This window comes from Trichocoleus sp. FACHB-90, from assembly GCF_014695505.1.
GTDB classification, from domain to species: Bacteria; Cyanobacteriota; Cyanobacteriia; order Cyanobacteriales; family FACHB-T130; genus Funiculus; species Funiculus sociatus.
Map to the genome: position 1 here is coordinate 32061 of NZ_JACJOK010000040.1, position 20542 is coordinate 52602.

Sequence of the window (20542 nt, forward strand, 5' to 3'; positions counted from 1 at the left end):
CGCTAAGCTTTTAATTCTTGCCCAGAGGACAAGTAACTGGCTGATCTCCCAAGGAATCTATGAATGTAGTTTCATCTTTGTAATGTCGGGGAGTTTGCAGTAATAATCGCCAAGCTTCGCCAGCATCTAATAAGTTGTGTTGTTGTGGATAGTGTATCATTAACAAGTTTTGAACCATTGGATAATAGTCCGAGTTCAGCGCCGGAAAAATATGATGTTCCGTATGGTAGGAGAAATTTAAGTGCAGCAAATCAAAGATTTTGGGAACTCGGAGAGAAACACTATTCATCAGCGGATCGTTAACGCTGGTCATCTCGCATATCATGTGATTTGTATAAATATAAAACATGACACCAGCGTAGCCAATTGCTAGGGGGAGGAAGTAGCTGAGTAGGAGTTTGATGGGGTTAAAGTCTAGATACGCCATGATACTCATATGAATCCCTAATATTAATAGAAATTCCCACGCGATCACTTGCCTATCTTTGCCACTCACTTTAAAAGCCGCAGGCACATAATCTACAGACTCATTATTAAACAACACCACCGAAGTTAGGTTGCGAAAAGTATGAACCAGCCATGCTGATGTCATGCCTACAGCGAACCATAACGGATTAACTTCAGTAGATGGGACGAATAGATTTTGAATCCATTTTCCCCAAGTATCAGGCTGTTGATATAAGTAATTTCGATCTGGATCTTTCAGGGAATTGGTATTATTGTGATGCACTCGATTATGAACTGCTTTCCACAACGTCGGTGGCATCCACATAATCGTTAATCCGAGAAAGCTAACCAAACGCATCAGGCGAGAATTTCTAATCGCGCTGCCGTGCATGAGGTCATGGGAGCTGAATAGTAAGATAATGACGCTATTGCCCATCACCAGGCTTAGTGGTAAATAAAGCCACAATAAATATACAGACCAGCGGTCTAATTTAGATGCGATCGCCCAGCCTAATATCAGAATTGCTACATTAATTAATAAAATGAATAACTTATTGGGATCGGGTGCAAACGCAGCATCAGGAAGAAGAGGACGCAATTTTTTGGCGTACTCTGCTTGAGGAATCATTACTTGGTTATCCAAAATTAAAGACCGTTATTTTAACTTAGCAGATTCTTATTGTACACTATCTTCAGAAATATATTGGTTTTTGGTTTCGTTAAAAAAAGCTTAAAAATTTTTTCGTTTATTATCAATAAATATAGTTTAAATGAAAATCCTTTTTCCTGAAACCCGCGCTATTAGTAGATTTCTTAAAGATAACTGTAAACCTTTACATATTTTACCCCTTTAGAGGGATGGAATCAAAAAAATGGCAGCTTAAGCTCCAGCTATCCCAGTCCTCTAGATAGATTACGAGGGTGGCTATGACTTCAACTTCAGTATTAGAAAACATCGAAAAATATATCCCTTTAGTCGGGGATGTAAATATCAAAACCCCATTAGCGTATAAGACCAGCCGTGGGGCTGTCAAGGTAGTTAACGCAGCACAAATGGCAGTAGCAGAGGCTTATATTAACGGATTTGAAGTGCCTGATGCTGTACTGCGATCGCTTTTCGATACCTTCATGCCCATTTTGTTCAAATATTTTCCTTCTCTTTTAGCACCCTACGACTGGGTATTAAAAGAAACCGATCATCTCGCCGAAGGTTCGCGAGACCTAATGAAACTTCAGTATGACTTGCCACAAGCCATGCTGAATACAATGTTAGGAGATGGGAAACTTATTTATCCCAAATACAGCATGGCATTGTGGGAAAAAGGCGCAGCCAATCTTGAGCAAGCCCAAATGCAAATGATCGATGATGTAATTGAGAAGCTAGAGATCAAAGACGGCGACAATATTTTAGACTTTGGCTGTGGTTGGGGATGCGTTCCAAATTATATTCTTTCCAAGTTCCCCAATGTCAAGTTTACGGGAATTAATTTGAGCCACGAACAATGCGAATATATGCGTGGCAAAATGCAAGATCCGGAAAGTTACCTTAGTTCCGGACGATTTACACTGTATGAAGGCGACTTAAATGATGCCTTCTTTGACACAAAGTTTGACAAAATTCTCTCGATTGGCGTTTTCTGCCATGTGGGTAATTTAACCAAAGCCTTCCAGAAATTAGCTTCGTTTTTGAAGGAGGACGGCAAAGTTTTTATTCACATTATCACAGTCCGCACCCCTAATAACATCTCCAGCGTTTACACCCACAAATACATTTTTCCGCATGGCCGTTACTGGAATTTCGATGCAGTTCCTAGCCATAACAAAGACTTAAAAACCATTGAAAGATGGTATCTCAACGGCTATAACTACTCTACAACCTTTGCTAACTGGCTAAAGAACTTTGATGACAATCAGGCAACAAACAAAGAGTTAGATTATGGCATTGAGTATGCCAAATTCCGCCGGATTTGGAGGTTTTATTTGCTGTGGTTTGTTCGCAACTTTGCTTGTTGTAATGGGGAATATAACGGCAACGGTCAATTTTTATTGACTCATGCTTAATGCAGTCTCAAATTGAGGTATAGCGTCTAACATTGGCGTTTCCCAGCGTACTCATAGAAGAGAAGCGAGGAAATATCTATAACTTAATCGTGAATGCTGCCATCAGGCATGATAGCTCCGCTGAGGTTGGCTCCCCTGAGATTGGTTTGAGATAAATTTGCACCCTGTAAGTTGGCTCCAGTGAGGTTGGCTCCCCTCAAATCTGCCCAAACCAAATCTGCCTGACTCAGATTAGTACCGCTGAGGTTGGCTTCACGCAGGTTGACTCCGGGGAGATTGGCTTTACTCAGGTCTATACCTGCCAGACACACTTGAGGAGCAATTAATAACGCCCCTGCTGAGGCAGGTTCAAACCATTCAGGAAACTTAGTTTGTTCGTTGTAGAGAGCTTTTTGTAAGTTGGCTTTGAGTAAGTTGGCCTCCCGCAAGTCAGCCTCATAAAGGTGTGCTGAACTCAAGTTTGCCTCACACAGGTTGGCTCCAGTCATGTCGGCTCCCCGCAGGTCGGCTAAACTCAAGTTTGCTCTACTCAGCTCAGCGCCAATTAAATGAGCGCCAATCAAGTCGGATAAACTCAGATTGGCACCACTCAGGTTGGTGCCAATCAAGTCAGCTAAACTCAGATTAGCTGCAATTAAGTAGGCTCCAATCATCTCGGCTCCGCTCAAGTCGGCTCTACGCAAATCTGCCTCGCACAGGTCAGTGAGTTCCATATTGGCTCCTGCTAGAGTGGCTCGGCTGAGAATGGCTCGGCTAAAGGTTGCCTTCTTCAGGTTTGCCCCACTGAGATCCACCTGGCTGAGATTTGCCCCGCTTAGGTCGGTATCAGACAGTTCGGCTAGACAAAAATCTCTTTCTCCAGCTGCGTATCTCCTGAATAGTTCATCCGCGTCCATCAATTAACCCCTTGGTTTCCTCCCTCATTCAGTAGATTAAGCTATCACAATAAAAAAAGCCCCCAACTGGAGGCAAATTTTTTATTGTACTGCTTCAAAAACACTCAAAGCAGATAGAGGATTGTGAACAAAACAATCCACACGATATCAACAAAGTGCCAGTAAATTTCTGCGGCTTCAACGCCAAAGTGGTGTTCATTGCTGTAGTGACCGGGTTTGAGACTGCGCCACAACACAGCACCAATTGCCCCAAGTCCTAAGAATACGTGCAACCCGTGGAAGCCAGTCAAAACATAAAAGGTGCTGGCAAATAAGTTAGTGCTAAGACCAAATTCTAAGTGGCTGTATTCGTAAAGCTGACCGCAAAGGAAAATTGCGCCCATGATGCCAGTTAAGGCAAACCATGTCCGCAAACCTTTTACATCATTCTTTTTGATGGCGGTGTCAGCATTGTGGATCACAAAGCTGCTAGAAATCAGAATTATGGTGTTGATTCCAGGTAGCAATAGCTCTAGTTTTGGCGTTCCTTCGGGGGGCCAAGATGGTGCAACTGCTCGGAAGGCGAGATAAGCGATAAATAAGCCGAAAAAGATCATGCCTTCCGCTACCAGAAATACAATCAGCCCCTCGATGCGGAAATCGTGATGTTCTACGCCGTGGGCTTCCACTGCTGCTTCTGGCTCGTGGTGATAATTTAAGGCAGTTTTTGCTGGGTCAATTGTTGAACCTTGCATGAATCTCCTCTATAAAGAATTGGGAATTGGGAATTGGGGATTGGGGATTGGGGATTGAGGATTGGGGATTGGGGATTGGGGATTGGGGATTGGGGATTGGGGATTGGGGATTGGGAAAAAGTCTTACCTATTCCCTAGTCTCTGTCCCTACCCCCTAGTCTCTAGTCCCTAGTCCCCAGCCCCCAATCTCTATCAACGATTGTGACTTTCTCCTTGACGGTCATCGGGATGAGCCGCAACAGCTGGATCTGGATCGGCACGTAAGGCGGAGTCAGGGCCAGCAGACAAGACTGGATTTCGAGGATCGTCGAGGGGGACATCTACCTTGGTGCTGCGATCGCCCATGCCGTAGTCATAAGGGCCAGTGGCTAACACTGGGTCTTTCTCAAAGTTTTCTACTGGCGGGGGCGAGGTCGTCATCCACTCTAGGGTTAGTCCGTCCCAAGGGTTGTCGGGTGCTTTGGGGCCAGCTATCCAACTCCAGCAGGCATTGACAATGAAGGGAATGGTGGAAACGGCGAGTATATACGCTCCAATGCTGCAAATTAGGTTGAGTGTGGCAAATTTGGGGTCATACTCGGCAATCCGCCGATTCATGCCTTCCATACCCAACTTGTGCATTGGTAGGAAAGCCAAGTTGAATCCAATAAACATCAGGACAAAGTGAACTTTGCCCCAAGCTTCGTTCAACATCCGCCCGGTCATCTTGGGGAACCAGTGGTAGAATCCGGCGTAGATGCCGAAAACGCTGCCGCCAAAGAGGACGTAGTGCAGGTGAGCAACTACAAAGTAGGTGTCATGAACGTGGATGTCGAAGGGTACAGCCGCCAACATAACGCCGCTGATGCCGCCGATAACAAACATGGAGATAAAGCCCAGAGCGAATAGCATGGCACTGTTGAGGCGCAGTTTGCCGCCCCAAATTGTGGCTAACCAGCTAAAGACTTTAATGCCAGTTGGTACGGCGATTACCATTGTGGTGATCATGAAGAACATCCGCAACCAGGCTGGGGTACCGCTGGTAAACATATGGTGCGCCCAGACAATTAGCCCCAAAAAGCTGATGGCTAGGCTGGAATATGCGATCGCCTTGTACCCAAAAATCGGTTTGCGAGAGTGTACTGGCAGAATTTCTGAGATCATCCCAAACATGGGGAGGATCATGATATATACCGCCGGGTGGGAGTAAAACCAGAACATATGCTGGTACACGATGGGATCGCCACCACCCGTGGGGTTAAAGAAGCTAGTCCCCACCAGCAGGTCAAAGGCCAGGAGAATCAATGCCCCTGCTAATACCGGAGTGGAAATGACAGCTAAGCAGGAGGTGGCGAACATTGACCAACAGAATAAGGGCATTTGGTTCCACCCCATCCCTGGTGTCCGCATCTTCCAGATGGTGACGATAAAATTGATCCCTGCCAAGATGGAGGAGGTTCCCAGCAACAGGACGCTCATAATCCAAATCGCTTCCCCAGCTTTACCGCTGACGATGCTCAAAGGGGGGTATGAAGTCCAACCTGCGCCTGGTGCGCCGACGAAGAAACTGCTCATCAGCAGTATGCCAGCGGGAGGGATCATCCAGAAAGCGATCGCATTCAGTCTGGGAAACGCCATATCCCTTGCCCCAATTAGCAAAGGCACCAGATAATTCCCAAACCCACCAGTTCCCGCAGGTACGATCCACAGGAAGATCATCACCGTTGCGTGGACTGTAAATAAGCTGTTGTAAACATCCGGTGCAACAAAATCCGATGCTGGCGTTGCCAATTCCGTGCGGACTGCTGTTGCCAGTGCGCCACCGATCAGATAGAAAATAAACGTTGTAACCAGGTATTGAATCCCGATCACTTTGTGGTCGGTGCTAAAGCCAAAATATTCTCGCCAATGCGTTACCTTCGGTTCGTCACCGTGAGCAGCTATATTGGCACGTTCTTGAAGCTGTGCTTGTGTCATAACTAATCGCAAGATTGCTAATTGCTAATTGAAGTATTGCTAATTGGCTTTTTTTACCATTAGCCATCCTGACCTTAGCGATTAATGATTGTGGAGATGGTGTAGGGTTTCGGTTGTGACACCCATCTCACTCGCGTAGGGAGCCAAAAACTCAGCATTGGAGAGTTCTACAGGATTCACTGCAACAGACTGATTTAGAGCTTCGTTTCTAGCAACTTCTTGCTGTTCGCCCATCCATTTATCGTAATCTTCGGGTGTCTCGACAATTACTTTTGTCTTCATCACTCCATGATAAGCACCACAGAGTTCCGCACAGATTACTGGATATTCACCCACTTTATTAGGTGTGAACCGCAGTTCACTTTGCCGTCCGGGAACTGCATCCTGCTTCAACCGAAACTCAGGCACCCAGAAAGCGTGTATTACATCATTAGCTGAGATGTTTAGTTTCACTTCCCGCCCGACGGGAAGGTGTAATTCGCCTGCGGTAACGTTCGTGTCAGGGTAGTTAAAAAGCCAAGCAAATTGCAGACCCGTAACATTGATTACGTATTCTGGAGATTGACCTTCCTTATCAGGCGTAGGGCCGATTCGGGGAGAAGTTACGCCTAGTCCTTCAGCATCGCGTTTTTGGGGAAGTTCCTTGCGATTCAGGGCTGTGGCGGGATCGTCTAGGGCTTCTTCTTGCAGCTGTTGATTGCGATTTTCCGTATCTGTCAGGGTGGCAGCGATCGCGGCTCCTGGCATTCTGGCAAAATGTTTATCACTCTTGACATGGGCAACCGAGTGATCCATTGGGCTGATTCCGCCCATCTGGCTGTAAACCTCAAAACTGTAGATAGAGATTCCCAGAACAATCACCGCCGGGATCGCTGTCCACAAAATTTCTAAGGGGATGTTGCCATGCACTGGTGGCCCGTCTGTGTTGTCATCTGGGCGACGGCGAAATCTAATAACTGAAATGACGATTATCCCTTCAACTATCAGAAACAGCCCTGTCGAAATGGTCATCATGGCGTTAAACAGCTTGTCCACCAAGGGAGCTTCCTGGGAAGCTGCTATCGGCAGAAGACCATGATTTTGACCGTACCAGAGGCTGACAAGGGTGACAACAATGCCAACCAGTAAAGTTACTATCTGACTTGGGATGTTCACGGTTATGTCTTCGATTCCTGCAAAACTGCTGAACAAAATAATCTGGGAATTCAAGCCACAGACAGGATTTATTAGTCAGTCGTCAGTTGTCTGGGAAGAGGTGTCAAGTTGTCCAGTTGAAACCCCAGAAGGTTCTAACAACTTTCAAACGCCCACGACAACGGATAAATAAGTAGCTCTATGTCGATCTTAGGAAATCCAAATCAGTTCAGCTTACTTACCACGGTAAGCCTAAGCGAGCTTGCTGGCCAGTAAACCTCCCCTATCTTTATAGATTTCTTTGGGATCGCGCTCTGTCGATGGGTAGGTGGTACAGCGTCTATGGCGCTGAATCCCGATAATATTTAATTATTGTAACGATTAGTAAATAATATGTAATCTAATATACCCAAATCTCCCAATCGGAAGAAATTCCTAAAGCTTTAGCTGATGGTGCAGCAAGGTTATTAGAGTGGTAGCTAGAGTCAGTCATTTTTCCAGCTAGGATGCTAGCTTGGGGATGAGCGGATACTCAGGATTTGATTAAGCAAAATTTGCTTTGGGAAAACTATGACAGAATCCGTCCTTCATCAGGATGTTAGCACTCCGGAGGATTCCCAACCCAGGGACAAGATCCGTCGCCTGGTGTTTAGGATGGCGATCGCTACCTTAATTTTGATGGCAATCGGTAGCGCAACGCGAGTTATGAATGCTGGGCTTGCCTGCCCAGACTGGCCTCTGTGTTACGGTCAGCTAGTGCCATCGTCACAGATGAATCTCCAGGTATTTCTGGAGTGGTTTCACAGATTGGATGCGGCTGTAATTGGGTTAGGCGCGATCGCGCTTACTGCGGTTTCGTGGTGGAATCGTCGCTCTTTACCAACTTGGTTGCCTATTGCATCGACTTTTGCGCTTTTTTTGGTGATTTTCCAGGGTGTATTGGGCGGACTGACAGTAACCCAGCTCCTACGTTTCGATATTGTCACTGCTCACCTGGGAACAGCTTTGTTGTTTTTCACAACTCTGCTGGTAATTGGTGCCGCACTTTTACCTTATCAAGGCACTGGCACCGCTAGTAAACTGCCGTGGATCAGCTTAAGTGCTGCCATTTTTGTATATTTACAAAGTTTACTCGGTGGATTAGTTGGTTCTCAGTGGGCGGTGCATCAGTGTTTTGGAGCGCAAGAACTCTGCACGGTGATGAATAGTCACATTGCTGGGGTTATACCGCCAACCGTTGCCACAATAGCCGTGGTGGTTTTCGCATGGCGCACGCCCGCACTGCATCCGCTACTGCGAAAGCTGGCTAACTTGGCGGGTGGTTTACTGGTGTTGCAAATTGCTCTCGGTGTGGCTACTTTCCGCTTACACCTGCAAGTAGAACCGCTGACAGTGGCTCACCAGGCAGTGGGAGCGGCTTTACTAGGTTCGATGGTTGTTTTTACCGTTTTGGCGTTGCGCGATCGCAATGCTTCTGTTGTTGTACCAGATCCGTCTCTATAACTCTTCATCAACCAGCACCCGTTCAGGGTGCTGGCTACACAACTTTTAGAGACGCTTTGGAATTGCTTCTGCCTTCTCCAGCTAAGTCACTCGATTTTGGATTTTAGATTGACGATTTTGGGTTGACTCCACAGTAGATACTGGGGGCTTAAGGATTTTAGATTTACGATTTTTGATTTGTTTCCTAGTTTCAACTAGGGCGGAGATCGGGTTTTGAACAATAAATCATCCAGACTCTAATCCAAAATCCAAAATCGGCTAGGTCAATTAGGAAAATAAATAATGCAAGAAATGATGGTTGGAGCCGATGTCTCCCGCAAACATCAAAACTTCCTACAAGTAATTCACAGCTACTACCAGCTAACAAAACCGCGAATTATCCCACTGCTGCTGATTACCACAGCGGCGGGTATGTGGATGGCATCAGATGGACGAGTAGATCCATTTTTGTTACTGGTGACGCTGACAGGCGGAACCCTCGCTGCGGCATCTGCCCAAACTCTTAACTGCATTTACGACCGTGATATCGATTATGCAATGGAGCGCACCCGCCGCCGCCCGATTCCTTCCGGGCGAGTGCAGTCGGGCCATGCGCTGCTGTTTGCGATCGCGCTTGGCTGTCTATCTTTCACCCTCCTAGCAGTATGCGCTAACCTGCTGAGTGCGTTGTTGGCAATGTCCGGCATTGTCTTCTACATGGCCATCTACACTCATTTGCTGAAGCGTCACACCGCGCAAAATATTGTGATTGGCGGTGCAGCTGGAGCGATCCCCGCTTTAGTGGGTTGGGCAGCTGTTACTGGTTCTTTAAGCTGGGCAGCGTGGCTACTTTTTGCCATCGTATTTGTTTGGACACCCCCCCATTTCTGGGCGTTGGCGTTGATGATTCGCGATGACTACGCCAAAGTCGGCATCCCGATGCTGCCAGTGGTTGCGGGTGAAGTTGCCACCACCCGGCAAATCTGGATTTACACCTTAATTATGGTGCCGATGACGCTGTTGTTGGTTTATCCTTTGGGTGCGTCAGGTGTAGTTTATGGCATTATTGCTACTATCTTGGGAAGCGTTTTTATCAAGAAAGCTTGGGCATTATTGCAGGAACCTGAGAATAAACAATTGGCGCGATCGCTGTTTAAATTCTCCATCCTCTACATGATGTTGTTATGTACTGGGATAGTAATAGACAGCTTGCCGAGGACTCATCAACTAACAGCATTCGTAGCTGAGAATATACAGACGTTAATCAGCGCGATCGCATTTTAAAACGGCAATGTTTTTAATTGCGTCCAGACAAACAAAACCCGCGAAGGCGGGTTTTTTATTTATGAGCGATCGCGCTCTTTTCAGCAACTCTCTACCAGTAATGTGTAAACTAAGAAACGTAAAGAAACCAGGGGTGCGAATTATTCCTACATCAGCACAGCTATTCACTTGCTTCATCCTGAGTTATTGGGCAACAAAAATGTATCTGCCCATTTATATAATTAGGATAGATGAACCCACAGGAGGAGTATTCTTCCTAGCTGGAGAAGAGACAGAAATTTTTATTTTTCCCAATGGACGCTGGAGGTATTTATAATGAAACCCAATTTTGAGGCAATGAGCCGCAAAGAACTACTAGCCTACATACGAGAACATAGAGACGACGATGAAGCCTTCCGCATCTATATGGATAGGGTGACGGCTGAACCGACGACAGAAATATATCCGGCTCCCCAGTCAATAGATGACCTTAAGCATTTTCCTGAGTTACTAGAAAAACATCGTCGAGAACGAAAAGAAAACCAGTAGTGCGATCGCGCTCTTCAGGGGGGGAATGCGATCGCTTTCTCTTCCCTCTGCGCCCTCAGCGCCTCAGCGGTTCGTTTATACTTCATTCCCTAGCAAATTTACTCAAATTCTCCTGTCGCCACTTTGCATCAAATTTGCGATTTGTTCGCAACTCCAACACCCGAATTCCCTTACTAGGCAGCGGGTTTAATCGCTGCTTCAAATGCTCCCAAGAAGTAATCACTTTATGCTCCACATTGTATGTAGCACAAAGTCGAGCAAAATTAATATTTTGTGGCGTAGCAAAAAACTCTTCAAAAGGCGGTTCAAACTTAGAAATCGGCAACATTTCAAATATACCGCCGCCATTATTATTAATTAAAATAATCGTCAAATGCCCGATAAACTTATTTCTCAGTAAAAAACCATTCGTATCGTGCAATAAAGCTAGATCGCCCGTCAACATCACACTACTTTGATTTTGATGTGCAATTCCCAAAGCAGTTGACAAAGTGCCATCAATGCCATTTGCACCCCGGTTGAAAAATGGTTGAATTCCAGAATTGTTTGGTTTCCAGAAAAACTCCGCATCTCTTACAGGCATACTGTTAGAAATAAATATGGGCGTTTCTGGTGGTAAAAACTGCGAGAGCAACCAAGCAGCTTTTCCTTCAAAAAGGGTTTCCATTGTTGCCATTGTTTCGTCGATATTTTGTCTAAGTTTGGCTTCAGCTTCACACCACAGATGAAGATATTCGCTTGGGGGAGACGCGATAAGTTCCGTTTCTACAAGAGATTCTACGAATGTTCGTAAATGTGTTGTTTTGCCGTGTAGTGGGTCTAAATTGTGGTCACTGGGGTCAATTATCCAGCGTTGTATTTTAGTATTGTTTAACCAGTTTCGCAATTCTTTACTGGTGGGTAATTCTCCTATTTGAATTACCATCTTTGGTATTAGTTCTTTGGCTAATTGTTGATTTCGTAAGATTAAGTCATAGGTGGACATTAAATATGGATTGAGCTGGGCATAGTTTCTTAAGGGAGATAATGCTTCAGCCAGTACAGGAAATTTTAAACCTTGGCAGAGTTTGGAAATTGCATTACAATACTCTTTTGGAAATCTGGGTTGTGCAGTTCCAGCAATAATAATTCCTCGGTTACATTGCTGCCATTCTTGAATTGTCTTGTTGGATATTTCCCCAGTCTGCCTTAATAAGGAGGATACTCCGCCCGATGCAATTCCAGCAAAGAAATCTTCTGTCTGAAACTGCAATTTGAGGGTTTCGGTGTCAAGTTGGGGAATTGGAGCGAGTGGGTCGCGGAAGGGGATGTTAAGATGAACGCAGCCTGGGGTAGGAAATAGCGATCGCTCCCAAGCATAAATCATCGTTTGGCGCAGATAACCCAGCATCCCCATTTCCAGAGAAGGTAGCGCTAACTCCGCTTGCCAGTTGGGATAATAGCCATATAATTTTACCTGATCTATTGTCTGCCCAGAGTGGCAATCTCGCAGTTCTGGGGGACGATCTGCTGTTAAAACTACAAGCGGGATTCGGCTTTCCTTTGCTTCAATTACAGCGGGATAAAAATTAGCGCCAGCGGTTCCAGAAGTGCAAACTAAAGCTACAGGAATCCCAGTCCTTTTGGCAATTCCCAAGGCGAAAAATGCGGCAGAACGTTCATCTAAAATTGGAATTGCTTCTACTTCATTTTGTTGGGCAAAAGCAACGGTTAAGGGTGTGGAACGCGAACCAGGGCAAATAATAGCTGTAGTTAATCCTAGTCGTTTTAAGGTTTCGGTTAGGATTGAAGCCCAGACAGAATTGGTGTTATTAAAGTTAATTGACATTTCTAACTATCAAGCCTGAAACTCTTAGCTTATGGTAATAGTATGTTAGATGCAAAGAATTATTAGGAATTTTATGGTTCTTGAAGCCGTTCTGCTAAATGTGAAAGATGGATATGAAAGTGATTTTGAAATTGCTTTTTTAAAAGCATCAATAATTATCTCGTCTATGAACGGATATTTATCCCATGAACTCCATAGATGTATTGAAGTTAAAGGAAAATATTTATTACTGGTTAATTGGAAGACTTTAGAGGATCATACAATCGGATTTAGAGCTTCTACTGAATATCAGGAGTGGAAAAAACTTCTTCACCATTTTTACGATCCATTTCCAATTGTTGAACATTTTGAAAAAGTTGAACTTAAGCAATAACACGGAACTATAGCGTTTCTCAGTTGGGTGGAATATATTGCGGTTCTAACGTTTGGTAGGGGCATGGCAATGCCATGCCCCTAGATATATCGCACCCAATTGAGAATTGCTATAAAGCATCCTTATGGGAGACTAACTTGATTAAACTAAGGCTTTTAGAAGTGCCTGGAGTTTGAGTTGAATTTCTGCTAATTCTTTTTCAGGATCAGAACCAGCAACGATACCAGCCCCTGCGTATAGTCTAGCGCGACAACCATCTATTAATGCTGAACGAATTCCGACTATAAATTCGCTGTCACCTCTGCTATCTATCCAACCGAGGGGTGCGGCATATAATGATCTGTTGAAAGTTTCATAGTGGCGAATTTCTTCTTGGGCAATCTCTGTGGGCGCACCAGCAACTGCTGGGGTGGGATGCAGTTGGGCGACAATTTCTAAGGGATTAACGTCTGCTGGTAATTGCGCGTGGATTGGTGTCCATAAATGCTGGATATTTAGCAGTTGTAACAGCTTTGGTTGCGATAATATTTCAGGGTGCAAGCCAAGCTGAGATAAACGTTGGGTAATGAAATCAATCACAACCCGATGCTCTCGTCTTTCTTTTTCACTTGTTAGTAACTGATTCGCAAATTCGGCATCTTCCTCTGTGGTTTTACCTCGTGCTGCTGAACCAGCCAAAGCATCAGTTACTAATTTATGATTATGAATACTAATTAACCGTTCCGGGCTGGCACCGATAAAATTTTGTCCATTGCCGTTACTGGTGGAAAAGATATAGCAGTCAGGATGGCGTATTCGTAAATGGTTAAGGGAAAGAATTAGCTGGAAAGGAATAGGGGAAATAACATCAAAGGCGTGAGCTAAAACAATTTTATCAATTTTCTTGGATTCGATTGATGATAATGCCTTTATAACAGATAATTTAAAGTGAGTGACATCTGTTACATTTTGTTTGATAAATTTGTTTCTACCGTCAATTGTTATATTTAGTAAATTAGCACTATTAAACCTTTCTACACCTGCCATTTTTATTGAATGAAAGGTACGCCATAAGCTTTCCGATAAATCTTGAAGATTTACTTCTGAATTTATGGCAATATTCGCAACTACTACTGAGATGTTTTTTCTAAAAGCGATTTGCCAACGAGGTAAAAATATTGTTGCAGATGGAAAAGGTGAATCAGGTTCTAAATTGTTATTATAAAAAGTGAAGCTACAGAAGAAATGAGGCCCAGAAAAAGGAAGATTGATAGCGCCGATGCTGGTGGTATTAGCAAGGCAAGATTGAATAAACTGTTGGGATTGGTAAAATCTATCTGGACTTTCTAATTTCAGCGATGTTACGCTGTCAATAGCAGCGATCGCTTCCCCTTGTCCTGGCTTTTCAAAGTAAAAGTGTAGTTGCCCTGGTAAACCTATTGCCTGAAGTACAGCCAGCGGATCGACGGCTGGAATTTCTTGAGAAATACTCAGGATTTTCGTTTGTTTCTTTGGCAGAGAGGTCTGCTTAAATTTTAACAGAAATTGGTATAGTTCCTTAGAGTCTTGAAAGAGGTTAGAACGAAGTGGTGTTAATGTCATGCAAATCAGGGTAAAAAATTTTTCTGAAGTTTGTTTTCAAATCTGATTAACAATTTCTCAATCGTGCTATAGCTAGATGTATGTCAGTTCCGGTCTGGGTAAGCCTGCTAGCGCAAGCCTTTGACTCCTCGGATTACCGCCTGCCTTAGGGTATTGTAACCAAAATTTCTCCTACCGGAGACTGAGATGCTTCTTTTAGGGTACTGCGAAAAAGGCGCTTTCTGGAGAGAGTGAGAAATATATTTTCACCGTACCGCGCCGCAACTTCCTTAAAGCCGGGATGAGTAAACTGCTAGTAATTTAATCAAGCTACTACTGATGACTACAAGTTTCATAGAACAGCCAAATAGTAAGTTGTGGATGGCGGCAATTAAGCCGCCCATGTACAGCGTTGCCATTATTCCAGTTTGGGTGGGGACAGCTGTTGCTTTTGCTGAAACTAAAATGTTTCATGTAGGAATATTTTCCACGTTTTTAATATCAGCAATTTCACTTATTGCATGGATGAATTGCAGTAATGATGTGTTTGACTCGGAGACGGGTATTGATATAAACAAAGCCCACTCCCTGGTAAATTTGACAGGTAACAAATCCTTGATTTTTTGGATTTCAAATCTGTTTTTAGGGTTGGGCATTCTGGGAACCCTAGCGATCGCATTATGGCAACAAGACCCCACAGTAATCGGGTTGATACTCCTGGGTTGTTCATTGGCATACACCTATCAAGGGCCTCCCTTTCGCTTAGGCTACCAGGGTTTGGGGGAAATTATCTGCTTTATTTGCTTTGGCCCTCTGGTAGTCTCGGCGGTTTATTATAGTCAAGCAGGTACTTGGTCAATGACCAGCCTCGCCGCATCTATCATTGTAGGGATTGCCACAAGTTTAATTTTGTTTTGCTCCCATTTCCACCAGGCAGTTGACGATTTGGCAGCCGGAAAGCGATCGCCTATCGTCCGACTTGGAACCAAAACAGGATCGCAGCTATTACCTTGGTTTTGCGGTAGCATTTATGCGCTGACAGGCATATTTGTATTCTCGCAGATGTTCCCCGTTTGGACGTTGCTGGTGTTAGCGACTTTGCCCCTTGCCTGGAAATTATGCACTCACGTCCAGCAGAATCACGATCAGCCAGAGAAAGTCAGTAACTGCAAATTCATCGCAGTAACCCTGCATTTTTGGAGTGGGTTACTGTTGGGATTAGGGTTTGTACTGCCATTTTAGCTGATGCAATATCGATTCGAGTTTCGTCCTTATCAGCGGCAATTTGCGCGATCGCTTTCTACCAATCATGGCACTTGGAACATCCGCGAAGGCATCATCATTCGCCTTACTAATGAAAATGGGCAAGTCGGTTGGGGCGAAGTTGCCCCTTTGCCCTGGTTTGGTTCCGAAACTCTAGAACAAGCCTTAGATTTCTGTCGCCAAGTGGGAGAGAAAATTACCACTGAGGCGATTTTCAACCTCCCTGCTGAACTCCCCGCCTGTCAATTTGGCTTCGAGTCCGCTTGGGAAAATACACATTTTTTGGATAAGGCACTAACCCCCCAACCCCCCTCCGGTTCAAGCGAAGGGGAGAAATTAAAAGCCCCTCTGCTTGTAGGACAGGGTTTGGAGGAGAGGTTCTATAGTGGCTTATTACCAGCTGGAGAAGCTGCCTTACATCAATGGCAGACACTCTGGAACCAAGGATATCGCACCTTCAAATGGAAAATCGGTGTCGCCTCAATTGAAGAAGAACTAAAGATTTTTCACCAGCTAATTCAAGCATTACCGCAAGAGGCAAAATTGCGATTAGATGCCAATGGCGGACTTAGCTGGAATCAGGCAAACGAATGGTTGAAAGAGTGCGATTGTGTTGATATTATCGAATTTCTGGAACAACCGCTAAGAGTTGGCGAAGAAACTGCTATGGGGGAATTACGCGATCGCTATTCTACCCCCATAGCCTTAGATGAATCAATTGCCACACTTAACCAAATACAAGCTTCCTACCGCAACGGTTGGCGAGGAATATTTGTAATTAAACCCTCCATAGTTGGTTCCCCCAGTCATTTGCGACAATTTTGCCAACAACATCAAATCGACGCAGTTTTTTCCTCAGTCTTTGAAACCACCATTGGGAGACAAGCCGCACTCAAACTAGCAGCTGAATTATCCTCTCCAAATCGTGCAGTTGGTTTTGGCATTAACCACTGGTTTAACGAAGATGAAGAAACTACCTTTGAAGACTTATGGAAACGCCTTTAGAATATCTCAAAAAACGTACTGACGATGATTGGCTAATTGGTGAAGACAGTCGCCAATTTACCAGCCTCGCCGAACACTTATTTCTTCAATTAATCCAAGAAAATCAGCCTAAAATATTACTATCAGAACCAGACCCAATAAAATTTATCGCCAGTTTCATCGCCGCCGTAGCCGCAGGTTGTCCAGTTTTCCTCTGCAATCCCAACTGGGTAAAACAGGAATGGCAACAAGTTATAGATTTAGTCCAACCAGACATAATTTTAGGACAAGATATAACAGGCAACAGACAACAAAGATATTCCCCAATCCCCAATCCCCAATCCCCAATCCCCAATTCCATCATGATTCCCACAGGTGGTTCATCAGGCAAGATTAGATTTGTAATTCACACTTGGGAAACATTAATGGCATCCGTACAAGGTTTTATAAAATATTTTCAATTAACTCAAGTCAATTCTTTCTGCGTACTACCCCTGTATCATGTCAGCGGATTAATGCAATTTATGCGCTCCTTCACCTCTGGAGGAAAATTAGTAATTCAACCATTTAAAGCATTAGAAGCAGGAGAAAAATGTAACATTGAACCATCCGAATTTTTTATATCTTTAGTACCAACCCAGCTACAACGTCTCCTACAGAATCCAGAATTAGCCGCCTGGTTATCCCATTTTCAGACAGTGCTATTGGGAGGCGCACCCGCTTGGCGGGAACTTCTGGAACAGGCGAGACACCAAAACATCCGGCTAGCACCCACCTATGGCATGACAGAAACCGCCTCGCAAATTGCCACCCTCAAACCAGAAGAATTCCTCAAAGGTAACAACAGCTCTGGTCAAATTTTACCTCATGCCAAAGTAACAATTCGTAGTCCCAATAACGAAATATTAGACATCAACGAAAGAGGAATTATTTCCATCCAAACTAATTCCTTAGCACTTGGTTACTATCCAGAAACATTCCCCAATAACCACCAATTCCGAGTAGATGACATAGGCTTCATTGATAAACAAGGTGACATAAATATCATCGGACGTAACAGCAATAAAATCATCACAGGCGGCGAAAACGTGTTTCCCTCGGAGATAGAAGCCGCAATTAGAGCCACAGGCTTAGTTGCGGATATTTGCGTCATTGGCTTACCAGATTCTCACTGGGGAGAAATCGTAACAGCAATTTACATCCCCAGTAATCCCCAAATTTATAGTAACACCTTGCAAACCGCAATTAAGAATAAACTTAGTAAATTCAAGCGTCCCAAACAGTGGATTCCAGTAGAAACCTTACCACGCAATTCTCAAGGCAAAATAAACCTTGAACAACTACAAAAAATAGCTACAACAAACACACCAACTTAAATCCCATCCCTCTGCGTCCTCTGCACCTCAGCGGTTCATTCCTCCTCCCCCCATTCACGCAACCATCTCACAATCTCCGCAGAAAACTCTTTCCTACTTCTACTAACCGTATCAATACAAACGTGCCTAGTAATTGCCTTAGCGACTATCTTATCAGCGGCAACAAACTGATAATCGACTTCAAATTTCTCGCTACTCAAATACTTACACATTAACCTAATAAATATCTCGTCTCCGCAAAACATCGGACGAAAGAAATCTACACTAGCATGAACAATAGGAATAGCAACAGACGAATTACTAAAAAATACCTTAAGATTAATCCCAGATGCCGCCAAAGACTCCTCATAAGCTTCGTGACATATTGCTAAAACATTAGCAAAGTAAACAACACCAGCCGCATCAGTATCTTGAAAACGAATTGTGCGAGTGTAATTAAACGTCATTTATCGATTTTATTACCATGTACTAATAATATTTTCTAATTCCTCAACATCTAGACAATCTATAGCAAATGCTTTAGAAAGCAGATTTTGAGGAATGAATTCATCATATTTTTGCAATTTTAAAGGTTCTTCAGCAGCAACTAAATCATGGGATGAAATCCTTTGATTGCCAAAAGAAAGGATTTCATCACAAAGCTCTTGAGATTGGCTTTTATCTAACTTAACTGTTAGATAATAAGGAGCCTTACCTCCTATGCGTTTAATATCCAGCGAATCTCGGCAAAAGAAATTTAAAAACCTTTCCAAAGTGCGGTAGGTGACAGTACCCATCCAAGGAAAAATGCAGCAAGTATTACCTTCTATTGAAACTATATTATTGCTTTGTAATCCAGCACTTTTAGCTAGTTCGCGAACTGTATTCAAACGTTTTTTAGCATTACTTTTTAAATAGATATACTGAGTATCTTCAAAAAGAACCTGTCGCATCCGTTGCAGAACTCTCGTATGAATATTGCTACTGCCACCATACCAAGAAATACTAGACTGACCCTTAACTTGTTTTACAAAAACATTTCTTGATTTTAAACAAACATCTATAACTTCCCAAGTTCTGCCTGCCAAGGCAAATAAATTACCAATAGGCGGAGCCATAACAATACTGCCGATTGCCATAGAGTCGTCCCTAACGACATACTCAATAGAGTCTGAAAATACAGCATAAAAATGAAAATTTTTGACAATTTTCTCCCCTGCCATACCAATAATTAAGTTTCCCTGTTCCGTCTGCTGAATATGCTCAATTTCAATCAAGTGATGCAGCAACTGCCGAAAATCATCTTTGGATATAGCAGCAAAGGGTGGTAAGGATAAAACTTGCTGAGCAAGAGCAGCGGGTGAGAGTTCACCCATCGCCATCAAAATGCTCATTGTTTGATGATAAAGAAGGCTTAACGGGTATTTAACAGGCTTGATTGGCTCAATCCAACGTTCTTCCAAGTAAAGTTGAATAATAGCGATAGATTGCAACAGTTGCCAGGGAATTTGTTTCGGAAGCGATTCCTCACCTGATGGCTCATCTTCCGCACAAACAAACCGCATATCTGCTGCACTACCTCGCCTTCCCGAACGTCCCAACCTCTGCAAGAAACTAGACACAGAAAGAGGTGCTTCTAACTGAATTACCCGCTGTAATTGACCTATATCAATTCCTAACTCAAGGGTGACTGTTGCAGCAGTAACAGATGGAGCTTTTTTATCGCGCATTGCGTCCTCAGCAGCTTCCTTTAAGGAGGCAGAAATACTGCCATGATGGACGTGATAAATATCTGGTAATCCTTCAGTTTCGGCAATCTGCCGTAGATTAGCGATAACTGATTCTGTATCAGAGCGATTATTAGCGAAAATTAAACATTTCCGGGATTTTGTGTTATCAAAAATATGCTTATAGTAAGGATTAATAAACGATTCATCAGCATTATCTGAAATATAAAAATGTTCCAAAGCTAAGTTGACTTTCCGTTGTCCGCCATCGATATCAGGAGTAATAACTGGAGTTTCGGTTCCTGAACGCAGCCAATCTTCAGCTATGGAATAATCGCCAAGGGTCGCAGATAAACCAATCCGACGCGGCGGTTTTTTTACAAATTTCGATAGGCGTGCTAACTGGCAAAGAATTTGACAACCCCGTTCGGAACCCATAAAGGCATGGATTTCATCAATGATGATAAAGCGCAAATCTCCGAATAGACGAACCAGTTCTTTATTTTTATTAATTAACAGGCTTTCTAAAGATTCTGGAGTAATTTGTAGAACGCCTTTAGGATCTCTGATTAGCAGTTCCTTGCGACTTGAAGAGACATCGCCGTGCCAGTGCCATACAGGAATATCGGCTTCTTTTAATATGTCATTTAGACGCTCAAACTGGTCGTTAATTAGCGCTTTAATAGGACTGATGTAGAGTGCGCCAATACTTGTGGATGGATTCTGATGTAGCAAGGTAAGAACTGGCAAAAAAGCCGCTTCTGTTTTTCCCGAAGCTGTTCCCGCAGCCAGCAATAGGTGAACATCTGTGTCAAAAATTACCCTACTAGCTTCTATTTGAACGTGCCTTAATTCCGTCCAATCGTGAGTGTAGATATATTCTTGAATAAATGGCGCTAACCTATCAAAAGGCTGTTTACTCATAACCTA

Annotated in this window: 20 protein-coding genes; 10 read left to right on the plus strand and 10 right to left on the minus strand. The window is 43.8% G+C overall.

The window, feature by feature from the left end:
* Nucleotides 1–10 precede the first annotated feature (10 nt).
* Nucleotides 11–1075, minus strand: coding sequence for a fatty acid desaturase (locus H6F74_RS11585; protein ID WP_190440923.1), 1065 nt, complete (start codon nt 1073–1075; stop codon nt 11–13).
* 299 nt (nt 1076–1374) lie between these two features.
* Between H6F74_RS11585 and H6F74_RS11590 the strand changes: the two genes are divergently transcribed.
* The gene (locus tag H6F74_RS11590) at nt 1375–2508 is read left to right on the plus strand and encodes a class I SAM-dependent methyltransferase (RefSeq protein WP_190440926.1); all 1134 of its coding nucleotides are present in this window, start codon (nt 1375–1377) and stop codon (nt 2506–2508) included.
* An 83-nt stretch (nt 2509–2591) separates the two neighbouring features.
* On the opposite strand, the gene H6F74_RS11595 is transcribed toward H6F74_RS11590, so the two are convergent.
* Nucleotides 2592–3404: a pentapeptide repeat-containing protein gene (locus tag H6F74_RS11595; RefSeq protein ID WP_190440928.1), complete on the minus strand. Its 813-nt coding sequence runs from the start codon at nt 3402–3404 to the stop codon at nt 2592–2594.
* A 104-nt stretch (nt 3405–3508) separates the two neighbouring features.
* A complete protein-coding gene (locus H6F74_RS11600) occupies nt 3509–4138 on the minus strand; it encodes a heme-copper oxidase subunit III (protein WP_190423158.1) in 630 nt (209 codons plus the stop codon).
* 26 nt (nt 4139–4164) lie between these two features.
* Here H6F74_RS11600 and H6F74_RS30530 point away from each other — a divergent pair, with 26 nt between their 5' ends.
* Nucleotides 4165–4296 carry a hypothetical protein gene (locus tag H6F74_RS30530; protein ID WP_277875796.1) on the plus strand — a complete coding sequence of 44 codons (132 nt, stop codon included), beginning with the start codon at nt 4165–4167 and terminating at the stop codon, nt 4294–4296.
* A gap of 34 nt (nt 4297–4330) precedes the next feature.
* Here the strand turns inward: H6F74_RS30530 and ctaD are convergent, their stop codons facing one another.
* A complete protein-coding gene (gene ctaD, locus H6F74_RS11605; RefSeq protein WP_190440930.1) occupies nt 4331–6094 on the minus strand; it encodes a cytochrome c oxidase subunit I in 1764 nt (587 codons plus the stop codon).
* 81 nt (nt 6095–6175) lie between these two features.
* Nucleotides 6176–7249 carry a cytochrome c oxidase subunit II gene (locus H6F74_RS11610; RefSeq protein WP_190440933.1) on the minus strand — a complete coding sequence of 358 codons (1074 nt, stop codon included), beginning with the start codon at nt 7247–7249 and terminating at the stop codon, nt 6176–6178.
* 4 nt (nt 7250–7253) lie between these two features.
* On the opposite strand from H6F74_RS11610, the gene H6F74_RS11615 reads away from it, so the two are divergent.
* The 3 genes from H6F74_RS11615 (at nt 7254) to H6F74_RS11625 (ending at nt 9994) form a co-directional block, all read left to right on the plus strand.
* On the plus strand, nt 7254–7421 hold the full coding sequence (locus H6F74_RS11615; RefSeq protein WP_190440935.1) for a hypothetical protein: 168 nt from the start codon (nt 7254–7256) through the stop codon (nt 7419–7421).
* A gap of 377 nt (nt 7422–7798) precedes the next feature.
* Nucleotides 7799–8731 carry a heme A synthase gene (locus tag H6F74_RS11620; protein WP_190440938.1) on the plus strand — a complete coding sequence of 311 codons (933 nt, stop codon included), beginning with the start codon at nt 7799–7801 and terminating at the stop codon, nt 8729–8731.
* A 294-nt stretch (nt 8732–9025) separates the two neighbouring features.
* Complete coding sequence (locus tag H6F74_RS11625; protein ID WP_190441048.1) at nt 9026–9994, plus strand: heme o synthase; 969 nt, start codon at nt 9026–9028, stop codon at nt 9992–9994.
* On the opposite strand, the gene H6F74_RS11630 is transcribed toward H6F74_RS11625, so the two are convergent.
* Entirely contained in the window at nt 9971–10171 is a 201-nt protein-coding gene (locus H6F74_RS11630) for a hypothetical protein (protein ID WP_190440942.1), read from the minus strand. The genes H6F74_RS11625 and H6F74_RS11630 overlap by 24 nt on opposite strands.
* Before the next feature lie 135 nt (nt 10172–10306).
* Here H6F74_RS11630 and H6F74_RS11635 point away from each other — a divergent pair, with 135 nt between their 5' ends.
* Nucleotides 10307–10522 (plus strand): hypothetical protein, encoded by a 216-nt coding sequence (locus H6F74_RS11635; RefSeq protein ID WP_190441052.1) that lies wholly within the window; start codon nt 10307–10309, stop codon nt 10520–10522.
* Nucleotides 10523–10604: 82 nt separating this feature from the next.
* Here H6F74_RS11635 and menD read toward each other — a convergent pair whose 3' ends face one another.
* The gene (gene menD / locus H6F74_RS11640) at nt 10605–12350 is read right to left on the minus strand and encodes a 2-succinyl-5-enolpyruvyl-6-hydroxy-3-cyclohexene-1-carboxylic-acid synthase (RefSeq protein WP_190440945.1); all 1746 of its coding nucleotides are present in this window, start codon (nt 12348–12350) and stop codon (nt 10605–10607) included.
* A gap of 73 nt (nt 12351–12423) precedes the next feature.
* On the opposite strand from menD, the gene H6F74_RS11645 reads away from it, so the two are divergent.
* A complete protein-coding gene (locus H6F74_RS11645) occupies nt 12424–12723 on the plus strand; it encodes an antibiotic biosynthesis monooxygenase (RefSeq protein ID WP_190423172.1) in 300 nt (99 codons plus the stop codon).
* A 141-nt stretch (nt 12724–12864) separates the two neighbouring features.
* On the opposite strand, the gene H6F74_RS11650 is transcribed toward H6F74_RS11645, so the two are convergent.
* The gene (locus H6F74_RS11650) at nt 12865–14304 is read right to left on the minus strand and encodes an isochorismate synthase (RefSeq protein WP_190440949.1); all 1440 of its coding nucleotides are present in this window, start codon (nt 14302–14304) and stop codon (nt 12865–12867) included.
* Between the two features lie 318 nt (nt 14305–14622).
* Between H6F74_RS11650 and menA the strand changes: the two genes are divergently transcribed.
* From menA to H6F74_RS11665, 3 genes are read left to right on the plus strand one after another with little or no spacing between them, the layout of a single operon-like run.
* The gene (gene menA / locus H6F74_RS11655) at nt 14623–15525 is read left to right on the plus strand and encodes a 2-carboxy-1,4-naphthoquinone phytyltransferase (protein ID WP_190440952.1); all 903 of its coding nucleotides are present in this window, start codon (nt 14623–14625) and stop codon (nt 15523–15525) included.
* 3 nt (nt 15526–15528) lie between these two features.
* Nucleotides 15529–16551, plus strand: coding sequence for an o-succinylbenzoate synthase (locus H6F74_RS11660; RefSeq protein WP_190440955.1), 1023 nt, complete (start codon nt 15529–15531; stop codon nt 16549–16551).
* Nucleotides 16536–17906: a 2-succinylbenzoate--CoA ligase gene (locus tag H6F74_RS11665; RefSeq protein WP_190440957.1), complete on the plus strand. Its 1371-nt coding sequence runs from the start codon at nt 16536–16538 to the stop codon at nt 17904–17906. Before H6F74_RS11660 ends, H6F74_RS11665 begins: the two co-directional genes overlap by 16 nt.
* A 35-nt stretch (nt 17907–17941) precedes the next feature.
* On the opposite strand, the gene H6F74_RS11670 is transcribed toward H6F74_RS11665, so the two are convergent.
* Together H6F74_RS11670 and H6F74_RS11675 are read right to left on the minus strand one after the other, a co-directional pair.
* The gene (locus H6F74_RS11670; RefSeq protein ID WP_190440961.1) at nt 17942–18352 is read right to left on the minus strand and encodes a thioesterase family protein; all 411 of its coding nucleotides are present in this window, start codon (nt 18350–18352) and stop codon (nt 17942–17944) included.
* Between the two features lie 12 nt (nt 18353–18364).
* On the minus strand, nt 18365–20536 hold the full coding sequence (locus tag H6F74_RS11675) for a DEAD/DEAH box helicase (protein ID WP_190440963.1): 2172 nt from the start codon (nt 20534–20536) through the stop codon (nt 18365–18367).
* Nucleotides 20537–20542 lie beyond the last annotated feature (6 nt).